Origin of the sequence: Micromonospora sp. NPDC007230 (assembly GCF_042869115.1) — a bacterium.
GTDB lineage: Bacteria > Actinomycetota > Actinomycetes > Mycobacteriales > Micromonosporaceae > Micromonospora.
This window is the reverse complement of sequence record NZ_JBIAFE010000025.1, coordinates 37,521-54,219: the sequence shown is the minus strand read 5'-3', so window position 1 is coordinate 54,219 and position 16,699 is coordinate 37,521. Positions and strand designations below refer to the sequence as shown.

The following is a 16,699-nucleotide window of genomic DNA, read 5'->3' as shown; positions in this document are numbered from 1 at the left end:
GCCGGGGGGGGGGGGGCGCGGGGCGGCCCGCGGGGGGGGGGTCCCGCCCCCCCCCGGGGGGGGGGGGGGGGGCCCCCCCCCCCCCCCACGGCGGCTTGTCGGGGCGCCCGCGCGCAGCCCGGCCGGCGGGCCGCTCGCCCGCGGGTCAGGCGGTGCCGCCGCCGTCGATGGCGATCGACGCGCCGGTGATGTGCCGCCCGCCGTCGCCCACCAGGTGGCTGACTGTCGCCGCCACGTCGGCCGGCGTCCCGTACCGGCCGAGGGCGATGTGTGCCCGCTGCGCGTCGGCGCCGGCGCTGTCGGCCGGGTTCATGTCGGTGTCGGTGGAACCGGGGAGGAGCACGTTGACGGTGATCCCGCGCGGGCCGAGTTCCCGGGCGAGGGCCCGGGTGAGACCGTTGACCGCGCTCTTGGTCATGGCGTAGACGCTCACCCCGGGTGCCGGGACGCGGCTGGCGAAGCTGCTGCCGATGTTGACGATCCGCCCGCCGGCGCCCATGTGGCATACCGCCGCCTGGGTGGCCAGGAACACCCCGCGGACGTGAACGGCGATGGCCCGGTCGAGGTCGTCGAGGCTGACCTCCTCGATCGGTCCGTACGAGAACACCCCGGCGTTGTTCACCAGAATGTCCAGCCGGCCCAGCTCGGCGACGGTCTGCTCGACCGCCCCGACCAGCGCCGCTGGGTCGGTGCTGTCGGCCTGGATCGCCAGGCCGGTGCGGCCGTACGCCTCGACGTCGGCGACCACGGCCTTCGCGCTGTCTCCCGCCTCGCGGTAGGTGAACGCGACGTGGGCGCCGTCCTCGGCCAGGCGGCGCACGACGGCGGCACCGATGCCGCGGCTCCCGCCGGTGACCAGGGCGACCTTGCCGGTAAGTCTGGACACGCTTCCCCAATCCTGTTTGTCGACTCAGGAGGATGATCACCCTATCCGGGTTGCCGGCCGTCCCCTGCTCCGGCGCCGAGGGCAACATGCAGAAGCACACCTACCTGCTGACGGTCCGCAACGCCCACGGCACGCAGAAGAAGACCATCGTGGTGACCGTCACCGTGCACGAGATCAGGCAGGTGAACTAACCCGGACACCGACCGTTTCGGTTAAGAGGTCGGCAGGTCGCCGGCGGGTGGAGTGCACCCCGCCTTCCGGCGGCCTCCGGGCCGTCATGGCCGACCATCGGCCGTGCCTTCCTCCGCAGGGCCGCCGCCGCGGTCATGGGAGACTGAGGTACGTGACGACGATCCCGAACGTGCTCGCCAACCGGTACGCCTCGCCCGAGCTGGTCGCCCTCTGGTCGCCCGAGGAGAAGGTCCGCATGGAGCGGCGGCTCTGGCTCGCCGTACTCAAGGCCCAGCGGGACCTCGGCGTGCCGGTGCCGGACGGGGTGGTCGAGGCGTACGAGCGGGTGGTCGACGACGTCAACCTGGCCTCGGTCGCGGAGCGGGAGCGGGTCACCCGGCACGACGTGAAGGCCCGGATCGAGGAGTTCAGCGCGCTCGCCGGGCACGAGCACGTGCACAAGGGGATGACCTCCCGGGATCTCACCGAGAACGTCGAGCAGCTCCAGATCCGCGCCTCGCTGGAGCTGATCCGGGACCGGGTGGTCGCCACCCTGGTCCGGCTCGCCTGGCACGCCCACGAGTACTCCGGCTTGGTGATGACCGGCCGGTCGCACAACGTCGCCGCGCAGGCCACCACGCTGGGCAAGCGCTTCGCCTCGGCCGCCGAGGAGCTGTTGATCGCGTACGAGCGGCTGGATGACCTGATCGGCCGGTACCCGCTGCGCGGCATCAAGGGGCCGGTGGGCACCGCCGCCGACCAGCTCGACCTCTTCGACGGCGACGCCGACAAGGTCGCCGAGCTGGAGCGCCGGGTCGCCGAGCACCTCGGGTTCAGCCGGGTGCTGGACAGCGTCGGCCAGGTCTACCCGCGTTCGCTGGACTTCGACGTGCTCTCCGCGCTGGCCCAGGTGGCGGCCGCGCCGTCGTCGCTGGCCACCACGATCCGGCTGATGGTCGGCCAGGAACTGGTCACCGAGGGGTTCAAGCCCGGTCAGGTGGGGTCCAGCGCGATGCCGCACAAGATGAACACCCGCTCGTCGGAGCGGGTGAACGGCTTCGCCGTGATCATCCGTGGTTACCTCTCGATGGTCGGCGAGCTGGCCGGCGACCAGTGGAACGAGGGGGACGTCTCCTGCTCGGTGGTCCGCCGGGTGGCCCTGCCGGACGCGTTCTTCGCCGCCGACGGGCTGTTCCAGACCTTCCTCACCGTGCTGGACGAGTTCGGCCCGTACCCGGCGGTGATCAACCGGGAGTTGGAGCGCTTCCTGCCATTCCTGGCCACCACCAAGATCCTGGTCGCGGCGGTCCGACGCGGCGTCGGCCGGGAGGTCGCGCACGAGGTGATCAAGGAGCACGCGGTCGCGGTAGCGCTGGCCATGCGGGAGAAGGGTGCGGCCGAGAACGACCTCTTCGACCGCCTCGCCGCGGACGGGCGCCTCGGCCTCACCCGCGCCGAGATCGACGCCCTGGTCGCCGACCGCAACGCCTTCGTCGGCGCCGCGGGCGCCCAGGTCGACCGGGTCACCGCCCGCATCGCCAAGATCGTCCAGTCCCACCCCGACGCCGCCGCCTACTCCCCACCCCCCATCCTCTGACCCACCCACCCCACCCCACCCACCCGAGCCTGGTTGATCATGAGGTTGGCGGCGACGTGGATCTCTGGCACCGCCGCTAACCTCATGATCAACGCCGGCATGCCGGGCGGGCGCGGCAGGCCCGGCGGGCGCGGGTGGTCAGGGGGATTTGGGGGTGGGGGTTTCGGCGGCGGAGGAGAGGTTGGGGGCGCTCGCCGGTTCGGCGATGCCGCCGGGGGCCGAGGCGATCTCCGGCTCGTGGGCGGTGTCGGCCGCGACCATGGGCTGGTCGGGCGGCATGACGTCCGGCATCTTGGGTACGACGATCACCGCCGTGCCGTACGCGCAGATCTCCATCCACATCTCGCCGCAGTCCCGGCTGTCGAAGCGCATGCCGATCACCGCGTTCGCGCCGAGCCGGCGGGCCTCCTCGCCGAGCCGGGCCACCGAGTCGGTACGCCAGCGGGTGAGGTTGTCCGGCGCCATCGGGTCGTAGGCGCCACCGCGCAGGTTCTTGACCCCCTCGCGGTACGGGTTCCGGGTCCTCGCCATGGAGGAGACCACTTCGCCGAGGATCTGGCGGATCTCGTAGCCGGGCAGTTGATCCGTCGTCACGACCAGCACGTTTCCGATGCTGTCAGCCGCTCGGCGGCCCGAACGTGTGCCTTGTTCACCTGATCGGATGCTGCGAAACGAGGCGGCGCGGACGGTCGGCGCGTCACCGACCATCCGCGCCGCGACCGGCGCTAACTGTCAGACACCGGCCACCGAGGTGATCCAGGACCGGTTGTACGCGACGCTGCCGTAATTCTGGATGCTCACGCCGTCGGCGGTGGAGGCCACGCCGACCTGCTGGCCGTTGTAGAACTGCGGGCCGCCCGAGTCGCCCCGCCAGGCGTTCCCGCTGATTCGGGAGCTGCGGATGGCCTGCCCGCCGTACGCGTCGGAGGCGCTGTTGCTGGTCACCTGGACGGTGGCGGTCTTGAGCTGGCTGGACGGGTTGCAGCCGCTGTAGCAGGTCATGCCCCAGCCGTAGATCGAGTTGGTCGATCCGATGGGCGGGTTGCTGCTGGCCAGCGACACGGTGGAGGTGGTCACCGGGCTGGAGAGCCGCATCAGCGCGAGGTCGTAGCGGGTGTAGGTGGTGCTCACGGTGCGGGTGGTGCCGCCCGAGGCGTAGTAGACGCTGCCGACCCGGACGGACATGCTGCCGCTGATGCAGTGCCGGGCGGTGAGCACCCACTGGGACGCGATGACGCTGCCGGAGCAGGTGAACGAGCCGTTGCTGAACACCGCGGCGGCCCAGGGCGCGGAGGAGACGGTGCCGCCACCGATGATGTACGGGCCGACGGGGGCGGCGGCCGCGCCGGACGCGGCGCCGAGGACGCCGACCATGGCGACGCCGATGGTGGCGAGCAGGGAGCGGATGCGCATCGGGAACTCCTTCACGTCGGGGGCACCCGGGGTCGCCGGGTGACGGGGAGCGGGCGACGGGTGGTCGCCAGGGCTGTGCATCGACTTACATCGATGTACCGTAGGGCCCCGGCGCGGCACTGGCAAGGAGTCGATAGAGATTAACCGATGTAACGATTTGGCCACCTGGCGGCGCTGTCGTTGCTGGTAAGGGTGCGTTCAGTGCAGGCCGGGACATCCGGTACGGCCCCCTCGGCGGGGTCACGTCGATCACTGCCCGGACGCGCCGGCCGGTTCGGCCGAGGCGGTATCTGCCAGGTAGGCTGGCTGCGCTCGCCCGTAGTGGGCCGGCACCCAACTGCGTACACAGTCAGGAGTGCCCCGTGCCTCGCGTCGTCGTCGACGTCATGCTCAAGCCCGAGATCCTCGATCCGCAGGGCCAGGCCGTCGCAAACGCGCTGCCCCGGCTCGGCGTCAGCGACGTCGCCTCGGTCCGGATCGGCAGGCGGATCGAGATCGAGTTCACCGGTGAACCGGACCTGGACCGGGCCCGGGAGATCGCCGACAAGCTGCTGGCCAACCCGGTCATCGAGGACTTCACGGTCCGCGTGGTGGAGACCGACGAGCCCGTGGACGCGCGCCAGTGACCGCCCGGGTCGGTGTGGTGACCTTCCCCGGCTCGCTCGACGACGGGGACGCGGCGCGGGCCGTACGCATCGCCGGCGCCGAGCCGGTCCGGCTGTGGCACGGCGACCCGCAGCTGCACGGCGTGGACGCCGTGGTCCTGCCCGGTGGTTTCTCCTACGGTGACTACCTGCGGTGCGGCGCCATCGCCCGGTTCGCCCCGGTCATGGAGGCGATCGTGGACGCCGCCCGGGGCGGCCTGCCCGTGCTCGGCATCTGCAACGGCTTCCAGATCCTCTGCGAGGCCCACCTGCTGCCGGGCGCGCTCACCCGCAACCAGCACCTGCACTTCCGTAACCGGGACCAGATCCTCCGCATCGAGGCCGCCGGCACCGCCTGGACCAACGCGTTCCAGCCGGGCCAGGAGGTGCTGATCCCGGTCAAGAACGGCGAGGGCTGCTACGTCGCCGACCCGGCGACGCTGGACCGCCTGGAGGCCGAGGGTCGGGTTGTCGCCCGCTACCTCGGCGGCAACCCCAACGGTTCGCAGCGCGACATCGCCGCGATCACCAACGAGGCCGGCAACGTGGTCGGCATCATGCCGCATCCCGAGCACGCGGTGGAGGCGCTCACCGGCCCCTCCCTGGACGGTCTCGGCTTCTTCACCTCGGTGCTCAAGCACCTGGTGGGGGCGCCGGCGTGACCGTGCGCGGCGGGATCATCGGTCAGCTCACCCGCCGCCTCGGCGGCGAGCGCAGCGAGGAGAGGTCATGACCACCCATCCGGACCCGGACCTGCGGGAGGCACCGGGTGCCCACCCGGCCGACCCGGCGGAGCCGCGTACGGCCACCGTGGTGCCGCAGGCCGGCCCGGCCGACGACTGGACCGCGGCCGTGGACACCGTGCCCCGGGCCACCGGCACGCCGGACGAACTGCAGCCGTACGCGGAGCTGGGCCTCCGCGACGACGAGTACGACCGGATCCGGCACATCCTCGGCCGCCGGCCCACCCAGGCCGAGCTGGGCATGTACTCGATCATGTGGAGCGAGCACTGCTCCTACAAGTCGAGCAAGGTGCACCTGCGCCAGTTCGGCGAGAAGGCCCCGCCGAGCGACCGGCTGCTGGCCGGCATCGGTGAGAACGCCGGCGTGGTCCGGGTCTCCGACGAGCTGGCAGTGACCTTCAAGGTCGAGTCGCACAACCACCCGAGCTTCGTCGAGCCGTACCAGGGCGCGGCGACCGGCGTCGGCGGCATCGTCCGCGACATCCTCGCCATGGGTGCGCGTCCGGTCGCGGTGATGGACCCGCTGCGCTTCGGCGCGGCAGACCACCCGGACACCGCCCGGGTGCTGCCCGGCGTGGTCGCCGGCGTCGGCGGTTACGGCAACTGCCTCGGCCTGCCGAACATCGGCGGCGAGGTGGTCTTCGACCCCTGCTACCAGGGCAATCCGTTGGTCAACGCGCTCTGCCTCGGCGTGCTGCCGGTCGACCGGCTGCAGAAGAAGGAGGCCGCCGGCCCCGGCAACGTCGTGGTGCTGATGGGCGCCAAGACCGGCCGGGACGGCATCGGCGGCGTGTCGGTGCTGGCCAGCGCCACCTTCGACGAGGGCAGCGAGCAGCGCCGCCCGTCCGTCCAGGTGGGCGACCCGTTCACCGAGAAGCTGCTGATCGAGGCGTGCCTGGAGCTGTACGACGCCGAGCTGGTCGTCGGCATCCAGGACCTCGGCGGCGCCGGCCTGACCTGCGCGCTCACCGAGACCGCCGCGGCGGCGGGCACCGGCATGCGGGTCTGGCTGGAGCGGGTGCCGCTGCGGGAGCCCTCGATGGAGCCGCACGAGATCCTGGCCAGCGAGTCCCAGGAGCGGATGCTGCTGGTCGTCGCCCCGGACAAGCTGGAGGCGGTGCTCAAGACCGCCGAGAAGTGGGGCGTGCTTGCCACCGCGATCGGTGAGGTCACCCCGCCCGCGCCGGACGGTCAGCCGGGCCGTCTCCTGGTCTCCTGGCGTGACCACGTCGTGGTGGACGTGCCGCCGGGGTCCCTGGTCGACGACGGTCCGGTGTACGCCCGCCCGATGCGGGAGCCGGCCGACCTGATCCTGCTCCAGGCCGACCGCGCGGAGACGCTGCCCCGGCCGAGCAACCCGGAGGCGCTGCGGGAGACCGTGCTGCGCATGATCGCGTCGCCGAACCTGGCCGACAAGACCTGGGTCACCGAGCAGTACGACCGGTACGTGCTGGGCAACACCGTGCTCGCCCAGCCGGAGGACTCCGGCGTGATCCGGATCGACGAGCGGACCGGCCTCGGGGTCGCCCTCTCCGTCGACGGCAACGGCCGGTACGCGCGCCTCGACCCGTACCACGGGACGAAGCTGGCGCTGGCCGAGGCGTACCGGAACGTGGCGGTGACCGGCGCGAAGCCGATCGCCGTGACCAACTGCCTCAACTTCGGCTCGCCGGAGGACCCGGGCGTGATGTGGCAGTTCGCCGAGGCCGTCCGCGGCCTGGCGGACGGCTGCCTGGAGCTCGGCATCCCGGTGACCGGCGGCAACGTCAGCTTCTACAACCAGACCGGCCCGGCACCCATCCACCCGACTCCGGTGGTCGGCGTGCTGGGCGTGCTGGACAACGTCGCCGACCGGGTACCGATGGGCTTCGTGGCTCGCCCTGGCGGCGACCACGACCAGCTCTTCCTGCTGGGTGAGACGCACGTCGAGCTCTCCGGCTCGGAATGGGCGTGGGTGACCCACGAGCACCTCGGCGGCATCCCGCCGCAGGTCGACCTGGCCCGTGAGCGGCAGCTCGCCGAGCTGCTGGCCGCCGCCGCCCGGGTGGGGCACCTCAGTTCCGCGCACGACCTCTCCGACGGTGGCCTCGCCCAGAGCCTGGTCGAGTCCTGCCTGCGGCGCGGCGTCGGGGCGCGGGTCGCCGTGCCCGAGCACTTCGCCGGCGGGTCGATGCCGTTCGTCTTCCTGTTCAGCGAGTCGGCCGGCCGCGCGCTGGTGTCGGTGCCGCGTGGGCACGAGAAGGCGTTCACCGCGCTCTGCGCCGAGCACGGGGTGCCGTGGGAGTTCATCGGCGTCACCGACCCGGCCGGCGGCGCGCTGGAGGTGCACGAGCAGTTCCGGATCGGCCTCGACGAGCTGCGCGCCGCGCACACGGCGACCCTGCCGCGCCTCTTCGGCGGCGTGGAGGCGGGCCAGGTGGCGGCACTCGGTGCGGGCGTCGTCCCGGCCGTCGGCGAGCAGCCGGCGGGCGACCCGGCGACCGCTCCGGCCCCCGACCCGGCCGGCCAGGCCGACGGCGGGTCGCCGGCGGAGGCGGCGGACGCTCCCGCGGCGGAGACCCCGATGGCGGCGGACGCCGCTGCGACGACGGCCCCGGACACCGTAGTGGCGGCGGACGCTCCTGTGGCGGCCCAGGACGCCGCCGTGGAGGCGCCGGAGGCTCCGGACGTGGCCGCTACGGACGCGGCGGCGGAGGCGAGTGACGCCCCGGCGGAGGGCGGGGACGCCGCGCCGGGCGCCGACGGGACCGATGCCCCGGTCGACGCCCCCGAGGCGACGTCCGACCCGGCCGGGCCGGCGGGCTCCGCGACGGCTGCCGGTGACCCGGACGACCAGGCCCCCGCGCCGGATCAGCGCTGAGGCCCTGGCCTTGGCCGTCTACGCCCAACCCGGCTCCGGCGCCCGGTTCGACTGGGGGCTGACCGGGGCGGCGGAACTCGGCCGGGTCTGCGCGGCCCTGGTGGTGGTGGACGTGCTCTCGTTCACCACCGCCGTCGAGGTGGCGGTCGGTCGCGGCATGCGCGTGCACCCGTTCCCCTGGGGGGAGCAGGCCGCCGAATACGCCCGCCGGGTGGGGGCGGTCGCCGCGGTCGGCCGCCGGCAGATGACGCAGGAGCATCCATGGTCGCTCTCGCCGGCGGCGTTGCGGACCGCACCGGCCGTCGCCGATCTGGTCCTGCCCTCGCCGAACGGCTCGGCGATCAGCGCCGCCGCAAGCGCCACCGGTCTGCCGGTGGTGGCGGCGTGCCTGCGTAACGCGCCCGCCGTCGGGCGATGGCTGCGCGCCCAGGGGTACGGCTCGAACGACGCGCCGGTGGGTGTGGTGGCGGCCGGTGAGCGCTGGCCGGACGGTTCACTGCGCCCCTGCGTGGAGGATCAGCTCGGGGCGGCCAGCGTGCTGGATGCCCTGTCCGGGGTGCCGGGCGGGCTCTCGGTGGAGGCGGCGATGGCCCTGGCCGCGCTGGCCAGCACGCCCGACGTGCCGGCCGCCGTCCGGGGGTGCGTCTCCGGGCGGGAACTCGCCGAGGGCGGCTTCGCCGGGGACGTGGAGGTCGCCGTTCAGGTGGGTGTCTCCGACGTGGTACCGGTTCTGCGCCAGGGTTACTTCGCCGCCGCCTGACCCGGCTCCGCCGGCTGGCCCGGCTCTTTGGGTTCGGTCCGTGGGTCCGCCGCCTGGTCCGGCGCGTCTGCTGGTCCGGCGCGTCTGCTGGTCCGGCGCTGTCTGCTGGTCCGGCTCTGCCCGTTGGTCCGGCCCTGCCTGCTGGTCCGGATCGGGCCGGTGTTTCGGCGCGCTGGCTGCTTGCGTGTCGGTGACTACCGACCTGATGACGTAAACAACTCACGTGTTCGCGAACGATCACAGCGACTTCGGGTGCAGTTGTTGTCGCTGGGGCGACAACAACTGCACCCGAAACCGACAGCCGCTCTGTCCGGCGGCCGGACGCGCCGGAGCTGTGCTGGCCCATCCCGATGGTTCATCTACGCCATCAGGCGCACATGCTCCGGCTGGATGACGCCCGGCACGCCCGCCGCCAGGTTTGTCACAGGGGCCCGACAACTGATCGGTGGCGAGGGCGGACCGGACCGAGCCTCCGTGGGGTAGGCGCCGCCGCTGCGGCAAGTCGACCACGGCGATCCGTTCGGCAGCTCCTCGACCTGGCTCTGGGCGCGCCTGTGTCCGGATCCGGACCCGCGAGCTGAGCAGGGCGAGCCCCCAGATCCCGCAGGTCGGCCACTGCGGACTGCCGTACCGATCATGCGAAGTGGCCGCCCGGATCGTCCGGGCGGCCACTGTCGATATCGGTGCGGGGCACGTGGCCCCGGCGGTCAGTCGTCCAGCCAGTCGAGGCGGCGGCCGCCGCGCTCCTGCGGGCCGTCGGGTCGGCCCCGGCCGGCCTGGGCCGGATCGCCGTAGTGTCCGCCCTGGTCGTAGCCCTGGTTGTCGTAGCCACCGGTCCGCTGCTGCGGCGGCTGCTCGTGGCCGTAGCCGCCCTGCTGCGGCTGGCCGTAACCGGCGTCGCCGCGGTAGCCGCCCCGCTGGTCGTGGCCGTCGTAGCCCTGTTGCGGGCCGTTGTCGTAGCCGCCGCGCTGGTCGTAGCCGTCGTAGCCCTGCTGGCCGCCGTCGTAACCGCCCGACGGCCCGTTGTCATAGCCACCGGAGGGGCCACCGTAGCCGCCACCCTGGCCGTAGCCGGTGCCCGGCTCCGGGCCGCGGCCGTACTGTCCCTGGCCCGGCTGGTCGTAGCCCCGACCCTGGTCCGGCCGGTCATAGCCCCGGCCCTGGTCGGGCTGATCGTAGCCGCGACCCGGGTCGGGCTGGTCGTAGCCGCGGCCCTGGTCCGGCTGGTAGGTGCTGGTCGGGTACGGGTCGGCCGGCGGCGCGTACTGGGTGTTGTCGCCGGTGTAGCGGCCGGTCGGCTCGTCGTACCGCTCGCCGCCGTAGCCGCCGCCCTGAGCGGGCGGGTAGCCAGCGGCACCGGCGCCGTAATCCCGGCTGCCGTAGCCGCCACCCGAGGACGGAGCGTTGCCGTAGCCGCCACCCGAGGAAGGCGCGTTGCCGTAGCCGCCACCCGAGGAGGGCGCGTTGCCGTAGCCGTTGTGGCCATAGCCACCCTGGCCGGCCGGCTCGTCGCCGTAGCCACCGCCGCCCCAGCCGTCCTGCCCACCGCCGACGCCGTACGCGGGCCCGGGCGGGGCGCCGTACGGGTCCGGCGGGACGTCGTCCACGACCGGGCGGTGCATCATGGTGGGCGCGTCGCTGAGCGAGGGACCGCCGACCATCGTCGGCGCCGCTCCGGCGCCCATGCCGCTGACCACCCGGGTCTGGTCGTCGGCACCCCGGTAGGCGCCCCGGGCGGCCGGCACGGCACCCGCGCCCGCCGGGCCACCCGGACCCATCGGACCACCCGGGCCGTCACCGTCGACGTCGTCGTCGCCCTCGTTCTTGCGCTTCATGTAGAGCAGCACGATGGTGCCGACGCCCACGGCCACGAAGAGACCGCCGAGCAGGATCAGCAGCCAGTTGCCGAAGCCGCCGGAGTCCTGCTGAGCGGCGGGCTGCTGCCCAGCGGCCGCCTCGGTGGCCGGCGTGTCGGTGGCCTCGTCGGTGGCCTCGTCGGTCGGCACCGGCTCCGCGCTGGCGGACGGCGACGGGCTCGGACTCTTCTCGACCTTGATCGGCACGCTGATCCGCACGCCGGTCACGGCCTGGCCGGCGGTCGCGTTGATCGTCTTGTAGCCGGTCTTGCCGTCCTTGCCAGAGGCCAGGTCGACCCGGCCGGGCGCGATCGGATCTGAGGACGAGCCGGTGAACCGGAAGTTGCCGCTGCCGTCGGTGTTGGTCTGGCGGGTGATGCCCTTGCTGTCCCGGAGCATGACCACGACGCCCTCGAGCGGCTCGCTGTTGTCCGCGATGATCACCTTGCCGGAGATCGACTTGACCGTCTGCGCCTCCGGCGGCGCGCTTGGCTTGACGGTGACGCGCAGCGTGCGGGGGCTGTTGTCCCCCGTAACCGTGATCTTCGCCTGGGCTCCGTTGGCCGCCGGCGCGTTGCCTGCTGCCGACAGGGTCAAGGTCACCTGCTTCGGCCCCGGCGTCTCGAAACTGATCGGCCCGCAGCCCCCACAGGTGACGCCGTCAGGCAGATCGGTGATGTCGATGTCCGCGGAGGTTTCGCCAATGTCCGGTCTCACGACGACGTTGACCGAACTGCTCTTGCCGGCCTCAATCGTGACCGAGTTGTCAGCCGTGCTGATCCTGGCGGCGGAGGCGGGTGTGGCGGGGACGGCGAGCAGCGCGCCGACAACCAGCGCCACCACCACACCGGCCCGCTGCTTCCAGGCACGTCGGTGTGTTGACACGTCCACCGCCTTCCGGGTCTGATCTCTCCCCGCCGGCCGGCGCCGGGCCGGGGACGATCACTCACGGTACGAATACGCCGTCGGCAACTATGCCTTGTCCGGCCGGATCATCTCTACCCAGGGCCAGCGTCGGCCGTGATGCTGTCGAATCGTATCGTCCCGTCGTGTCCTCTCCGCACACTAAGTCCGCCGCGGTCGCGGCCGCGTTGACCGCGCTGGATGAGGGGCGTACGCCCGAACGACCGGTGTTCCGGGAGGCGGTCCGTACCCTGCTGGCCGTTCTCGCCGAGCGCGCCCCCGGCCGATCGGTGGAGGTGCGGGTTCCACCATACGGTGCCGTGCAGTGCGTGGCCGGACCGCGACACACCCGTGGTACGCCGCCAAATGTGGTGGAAATGGACCCGGAGACCTGGCTCGCGCTGGCCAGCGGCCGCCTCGGCTGGGCGGAGGCGGTCACTGAGGGTCGGGTACGGGTCAGCGGGATCCGCGCCGACCTCGCCGACTACCTCCCGCTCTAGCTGGGGGTACACCTGCCCGCCATCACGATCAGCAGGCGAGCCGTGACTGTCAGTGTCGACTGCTATTCGCGTACACTGTCAGGCGACGACGGCCCCGGCCGGTCCGCGCGGAGCTGGCCCCCGACTCCGCCAGGCCGGGTCCAGACCAGCATGAGGGAGCGGCAGGTGCCCCGAGGCGATGGCCGGCTGAGCCACGACCTTGACCCCCAGCGACCCGGCCCCCAGGACGCGTGTGGCGTCTTCGGTGTCTGGGCCCCGGGGGAGGAGGTCGCCAACCTGACCTACTTCGGGCTGTACGCCCTGCAGCACCGTGGCCAGGAGGCCGCGGGCATCGCGGTGAGCGACGGCTCCGGGGTGGTGGTCTACAAGGATCTTGGCCTGGTGGCCCAGGTGTTCGACGAGCCGACTCTGGCCAGCCTGCGCGGGCACGTCGCGATCGGCCACGCGCGCTACTCGACCACGGGTGGCTCGACCTGGGAAAATGCCCAGCCGACCATCCGGGCGACCAGCTCCGGCACCACGATCGCGCTGGCCCACAACGGCAACCTGGTCAACACCGCCGAGCTCCAGCGCGAGGCGGCCACGCGGGGCATGGACTCGGACGGCTCGACCAACGACACCTCGCTGGTCACCATGCTTCTGGCCAGCCGTCCTGATCTCTCCGTCGAGGCGGCCGCGCTGGAGGTGCTGCCCCAGCTGCGCGGCGCGTTTAGCTTCGTGTTCATGGACGAGTCGACCCTCTACGCGGCCCGCGACCCGCACGGGGTGCGCCCCCTGGTGCTCGGCCGGCTGGAGCGCGGCTGGGTGGTCGCCAGCGAGACCGCCGCGCTGGACATCGTCGGCGCTAGCGTGGTCCGCGAGGTCGAGCCCGGCGAGCTGATCGCCATCGACGAGGACGGGCTGCGATCCACCCGGTTCGCCGCCCCGGAGCCGAAGGGCTGCCTCTTCGAGTACGTGTACATCGCCCGCCCGGACGCCACCATCGCCGGGCGCAACGTGCACGCCGCCCGGGTGCAGATCGGCCGCCAGCTCGCCCGGGAGCACCCGGTCGAGGCCGACCTGGTGATCCCGGTGCCGGAGTCCGGCACCCCGGCCGCGATCGGCTACGCCGAGGAGTCCGGGATCACCTACGGCCAGGGCCTGATGAAGAACCCGTACGTCGGGCGCACCTTCATCCAGCCGTCGCAGACCCTGCGCCAGCTCGGCATCCGGCTCAAGCTGAACCCGCTGCGCGAGAACGTCCGGGGCAAGCGCCTGGTCGTGGTGGACGACTCGATCGTCCGCGGCAACACCCAGCGGGCCATCGTGCGGATGCTGCGCGAGGCGGGCGCCCTGGAGGTCCACGTGCGGATCTCCTCCCCGCCGGTCAGCTGGCCCTGCTTCTACGGCATCGACTTCGCCACCCGGGCCGAGCTGCTGGCCAACGGGCTGGACAACGAGGGCATCCGGCGGTCGATCGGGGCGGACACGCTGGGTTACGTATCGCTGCCCGGCCTCGTCGCCGCGACCGAGCAGCCGAAGACGCGGCTCTGCCGGGCGTGTTTCGATGGGGAGTACCCGATCGAACTGCCGGCCGGGCACCTGATCGGCAAGCACGTGCTCGAAGGCGTGGGCCGGCGGGTCACCGCCGAGGCGGCCCAGGCCACCGCTGACATCACCACCGCCGCACTCGGCGACAACCGCAAGCCGTCGGCCGCTACCCACCGCCCATAGCACCTCCGACGCGGGTCCGCTCACCGCAACAGCGGCTCGCGAGAACCACAAAGGGGAGAACCGTGACGCACGTGTCCGAGCGCAGCGGCGCAGGAACCAGCCCTTCGGGCGCCGGCGGCGACCGCCAGCCCTGGACGGCCGGCACGAGCCGTACGACGCGCAAACGTTCGGTCTCCTACGCCGACGCCGGGGTGTCGATCGAGGCGGGCGACCGCGCGGTCGAGCTGCTCAAGTCCAAGGTCAAGCAGACCCGGCGCCCGGAGGTCCTGGGTGACCTGGGCGGCTTCGCCGGCTTGTTCCGGCTGGACACCAAGAAGTACAAGAACCCGATCCTCGCCTCCTCGACGGACGGGGTCGGCACCAAGCTGGTGATCGCCCAGCAGCTCGACATCCACGACACGGTCGGCATCGACCTGGTGGCGATGGTGGTCGACGACCTGGTCGCCTGCGGCGCTGAGCCACTGTTCCTGCTCGACTACATCGCCACCGGTGAGGTCGTGCCGGACAAGGTCGCCGAGATCGGCGCGGGCATCGCCGACGGTTGCCGGTACGCGGGCTGCGCCCTGCTCGGCGGCGAGACCGCGGAGCACCCGGGCGTGCTGCGTCCCGACGAGTACGACATCTCCGCCACCGGTGTCGGCGTCGTGGAGGAGAGCGAGATCCTCAGCTCCGAGCGGGTCGAGGTGGGCGACGTCGTGATCGCGATGCGCTCCTCCGGCCTGCACTCCAACGGCTACTCGCTGGTCCGGCACGTGCTGCTGGGCGCCGGCCGGATGCGGCTGGACGTGGTGATCGAGGACTTCGGCCGGCAGCGCACCCTCGGCGAGGAGCTGCTCACCCCCACCAAGATCTACGCCCAGGACTGCCTCAAGCTGATCGCCGAGGCCGAGGTGCGGGCGTTCGCCCACGTCACCGGTGGCGGCATCCCGGGCAACCTGGTCCGGATCCTGCCGGAGCACGTCGACGCGGTGGTCAACCGCTCCACCTGGAAGCCCCAGCCGGTCTTCGACCTGATCCAGTCCAAGGGCCGGATCGAGGACCCGGAGATGGAGGCGACGTTCAACATGGGCGTCGGCATGTTCGCCATCGTCTCCGCCGAGGACGCCGACCGCGCGCTGGCCACCCTGACCGGCCGGGGCGTCGACGCCTGGCAGGCCGGCGAGATCATCGAGGGCTCCGGCAACGTGCAGATGATCGGGCAGCACACCCGGGGATGATCACACTCTGGTGATCATCCGGGCACCTGATCGGGGGTTCACCCGAGTAGCCACCGCCGCCTAGCCTGAAGGGCACTTCGGGCTGACGGGGAGGGTTGATGGCTGCTCGTACGCATCCCGGGATGCGCGGCATCGCCGCCGTCCCCTCGTACGTGGTGATGCAGCCGACCACGCTCTGCAACCTCGACTGCGCCTACTGCTACCTGCCGATGCGGGCGGCGGACCGGCGGATGCCGGTCGCGGTCGCCGAGGCGGTGGCGGCTGCGGTGAACCCGTGGGCGGCCGTCGGCCGCTTCTCCGTCGTCTGGCACGGCGGGGAGCCCCTCGCGGCCGGCCGGGAGCATCTGGCGGCCCTGCTGGCCCCGTTCGGCCCGGAGGTGGAACACCACGTCCAGACCAACGCCACGCTGGTCGACGACGCCTGGTGCGCGTTCTTCGCCGAGCACGGCGTCCGGGTCAGCGTGAGCGTGGACGGGCCGCGGGAGCGTAACGCCGAGCGGGTCACCCGGGGCGGCCGGCCGGCGTACGACCGGATCCTGGCCGGGGTGGCCGCGCTGCGCCGGCACGGGTTGCCCTTCTCGGCCCTCGCCGTGGTGTCCCGGCCCGCGCCGGGCCTGGCCACCGAGCTGTACGACTACTTCCTCGACCTCGGCTGCGACGTGCTGGGCGTCAACATCGAGGAGACCGAGGGGGTCAACACCCGGAGCAACGCCCGGGACGCCGTCGCGGTGACCGGATTCTGGGCGGAGCTGGTCGGCGCCTGGCGCCGGGATCCCCGGATCCACCTGCGCGAGGTCGAGTGGACCCTGCGGTACGCCGGGGCCGTCCTGGCCGGCACGGCGGACGACCTGCTGCCCCGCCAGCTCGACCCGATCCCCACCGTCGCCCACGACGGTACGGTGGTGGTGCTCTCCCCCGAGCTGGCCGGCTTCAGCGACGCTCGGTACGGGGACTTCAGCAGCGGCAACGTGCTGAGCACCCCGCTGGCCGAGATCCTCTCCGGTGCGGGGCGTACGCCCTGGGTCGGCGAGTTCCTCGCCGGCGTCGAGGCGTGCCGGTCGTCCTGCCCCTACTTCGGGTTCTGTGGCGGCGGCCACGCTGCCAACCGCTACTTCGAGCTGGGCCGTTTCGACGGTACGGAGACCGAGCACTGCCGCAACAGCAAGATCCGCCTACTGGAGGGAGTGTTGGAGCATGCCCGAGACCGCGAGTCGCCGGCAGCCTGAGCGCGTCGGGGAAGCCGCACCGGACCCGGTGGCGGACCGCGTGCGGGAAGCCGCTGTGGGATTGACCGCTCTGCTCCACGAGGCCGAGGCCGCGCGGCTGCTGCGGGCGGAGGTGTCGGGCGGTGACGGGGCCAGCGCGGTGTGCGCCTGGAACCACTTCGAGAACATCCCGACGTTCTACAACTGGAACAACCGTCCGCGTTGACGCCA

The 16,699-nt window shown here is 72.6% G+C and carries 15 protein-coding genes; 11 read left to right on the top strand and 4 right to left on the bottom strand.

Annotated elements, in window-relative coordinates; translation table 11 throughout:
* Window positions 1–145 precede the first annotated feature (145 nt).
* Complete coding sequence (locus tag ACFYML_RS28730; RefSeq protein WP_387423590.1) at window positions 146–886, bottom strand: SDR family NAD(P)-dependent oxidoreductase; 741 nt, start codon at window positions 884–886, stop codon at window positions 146–148.
* 32 nt (window positions 887–918) lie between these two features.
* On the opposite strand from ACFYML_RS28730, the gene ACFYML_RS28725 reads away from it, so the two are divergent.
* Both ACFYML_RS28725 and purB read left to right on the top strand, forming a co-directional pair.
* Window positions 919–1,077 carry a hypothetical protein gene (locus ACFYML_RS28725; protein ID WP_387423589.1) on the top strand — a complete coding sequence of 53 codons (159 nt, stop codon included), beginning with the start codon at window positions 919–921 and terminating at the stop codon, window positions 1,075–1,077.
* Window positions 1,078–1,229: 152 nt separating this feature from the next.
* Window positions 1,230–2,654, top strand: a complete 1,425-nt coding sequence (purB, locus tag ACFYML_RS28720; protein WP_387423588.1) for an adenylosuccinate lyase — start codon at window positions 1,230–1,232, stop codon at window positions 2,652–2,654.
* A 138-nt stretch (window positions 2,655–2,792) separates the two neighbouring features.
* On the opposite strand, the gene ACFYML_RS28715 is transcribed toward purB, so the two are convergent.
* Both ACFYML_RS28715 and ACFYML_RS28710 read right to left on the bottom strand, forming a co-directional pair.
* A complete protein-coding gene (locus ACFYML_RS28715; RefSeq protein ID WP_387423587.1) occupies window positions 2,793–3,362 on the bottom strand; it encodes a YbjQ family protein in 570 nt (189 codons plus the stop codon).
* Between the two features lie 24 nt (window positions 3,363–3,386).
* The gene (locus ACFYML_RS28710; RefSeq protein WP_387271317.1) at window positions 3,387–4,067 is read right to left on the bottom strand and encodes a S1 family peptidase; all 681 of its coding nucleotides are present in this window, start codon (window positions 4,065–4,067) and stop codon (window positions 3,387–3,389) included.
* A 362-nt stretch (window positions 4,068–4,429) separates the two neighbouring features.
* Between ACFYML_RS28710 and purS the strand changes: the two genes are divergently transcribed.
* The 4 genes from purS (at window position 4,430) to ACFYML_RS28690 (ending at window position 9,074) form a co-directional block, all read left to right on the top strand.
* The gene (gene purS, locus ACFYML_RS28705; RefSeq protein ID WP_073835003.1) at window positions 4,430–4,693 is read left to right on the top strand and encodes a phosphoribosylformylglycinamidine synthase subunit PurS; all 264 of its coding nucleotides are present in this window, start codon (window positions 4,430–4,432) and stop codon (window positions 4,691–4,693) included.
* Window positions 4,690–5,373, top strand: a complete 684-nt coding sequence (purQ, locus tag ACFYML_RS28700; RefSeq protein WP_387423586.1) for a phosphoribosylformylglycinamidine synthase subunit PurQ — start codon at window positions 4,690–4,692, stop codon at window positions 5,371–5,373. Before purS ends, purQ begins: the two co-directional genes overlap by 4 nt.
* 67 nt (window positions 5,374–5,440) lie before the next feature.
* Window positions 5,441–8,314, top strand: coding sequence for a phosphoribosylformylglycinamidine synthase subunit PurL (purL, locus tag ACFYML_RS28695; RefSeq protein ID WP_387423585.1), 2,874 nt, complete (start codon window positions 5,441–5,443; stop codon window positions 8,312–8,314).
* A gap of 10 nt (window positions 8,315–8,324) precedes the next feature.
* Entirely contained in the window at window positions 8,325–9,074 is a 750-nt protein-coding gene (locus tag ACFYML_RS28690) for a 2-phosphosulfolactate phosphatase (RefSeq protein WP_387423584.1), read from the top strand.
* 707 nt (window positions 9,075–9,781) lie between these two features.
* On the opposite strand, the gene ACFYML_RS28685 is transcribed toward ACFYML_RS28690, so the two are convergent.
* On the bottom strand, window positions 9,782–11,815 hold the full coding sequence (locus tag ACFYML_RS28685) for a carboxypeptidase regulatory-like domain-containing protein (RefSeq protein ID WP_387423583.1): 2,034 nt from the start codon (window positions 11,813–11,815) through the stop codon (window positions 9,782–9,784).
* Window positions 11,816–11,979: 164 nt separating this feature from the next.
* Between ACFYML_RS28685 and ACFYML_RS28680 the strand changes: the two genes are divergently transcribed.
* From ACFYML_RS28680 to amcA, 5 genes are all read left to right on the top strand, one after another.
* Window positions 11,980–12,333, top strand: coding sequence for a sterol carrier family protein (locus ACFYML_RS28680; RefSeq protein ID WP_357434592.1), 354 nt, complete (start codon window positions 11,980–11,982; stop codon window positions 12,331–12,333).
* A gap of 165 nt (window positions 12,334–12,498) precedes the next feature.
* Window positions 12,499–14,046, top strand: coding sequence for an amidophosphoribosyltransferase (gene purF, locus ACFYML_RS28675; protein WP_387423582.1), 1,548 nt, complete (start codon window positions 12,499–12,501; stop codon window positions 14,044–14,046).
* Between the two features lie 62 nt (window positions 14,047–14,108).
* A complete protein-coding gene (gene purM / locus ACFYML_RS28670) occupies window positions 14,109–15,263 on the top strand; it encodes a phosphoribosylformylglycinamidine cyclo-ligase (RefSeq protein WP_387423581.1) in 1,155 nt (384 codons plus the stop codon).
* A 122-nt stretch (window positions 15,264–15,385) separates the two neighbouring features.
* The gene (amcB, locus tag ACFYML_RS28665) at window positions 15,386–16,489 is read left to right on the top strand and encodes a cyclophane-forming radical SAM peptide maturase AmcB (RefSeq protein ID WP_387423655.1); all 1,104 of its coding nucleotides are present in this window, start codon (window positions 15,386–15,388) and stop codon (window positions 16,487–16,489) included.
* Window positions 16,458–16,694, top strand: coding sequence for a multiple cyclophane-containing RiPP AmcA (gene amcA, locus ACFYML_RS28660; RefSeq protein WP_073834996.1), 237 nt, complete (start codon window positions 16,458–16,460; stop codon window positions 16,692–16,694). Before amcB ends, amcA begins: the two co-directional genes overlap by 32 nt.
* The last annotated feature ends 5 nt before the right edge of the window (window positions 16,695–16,699 follow it).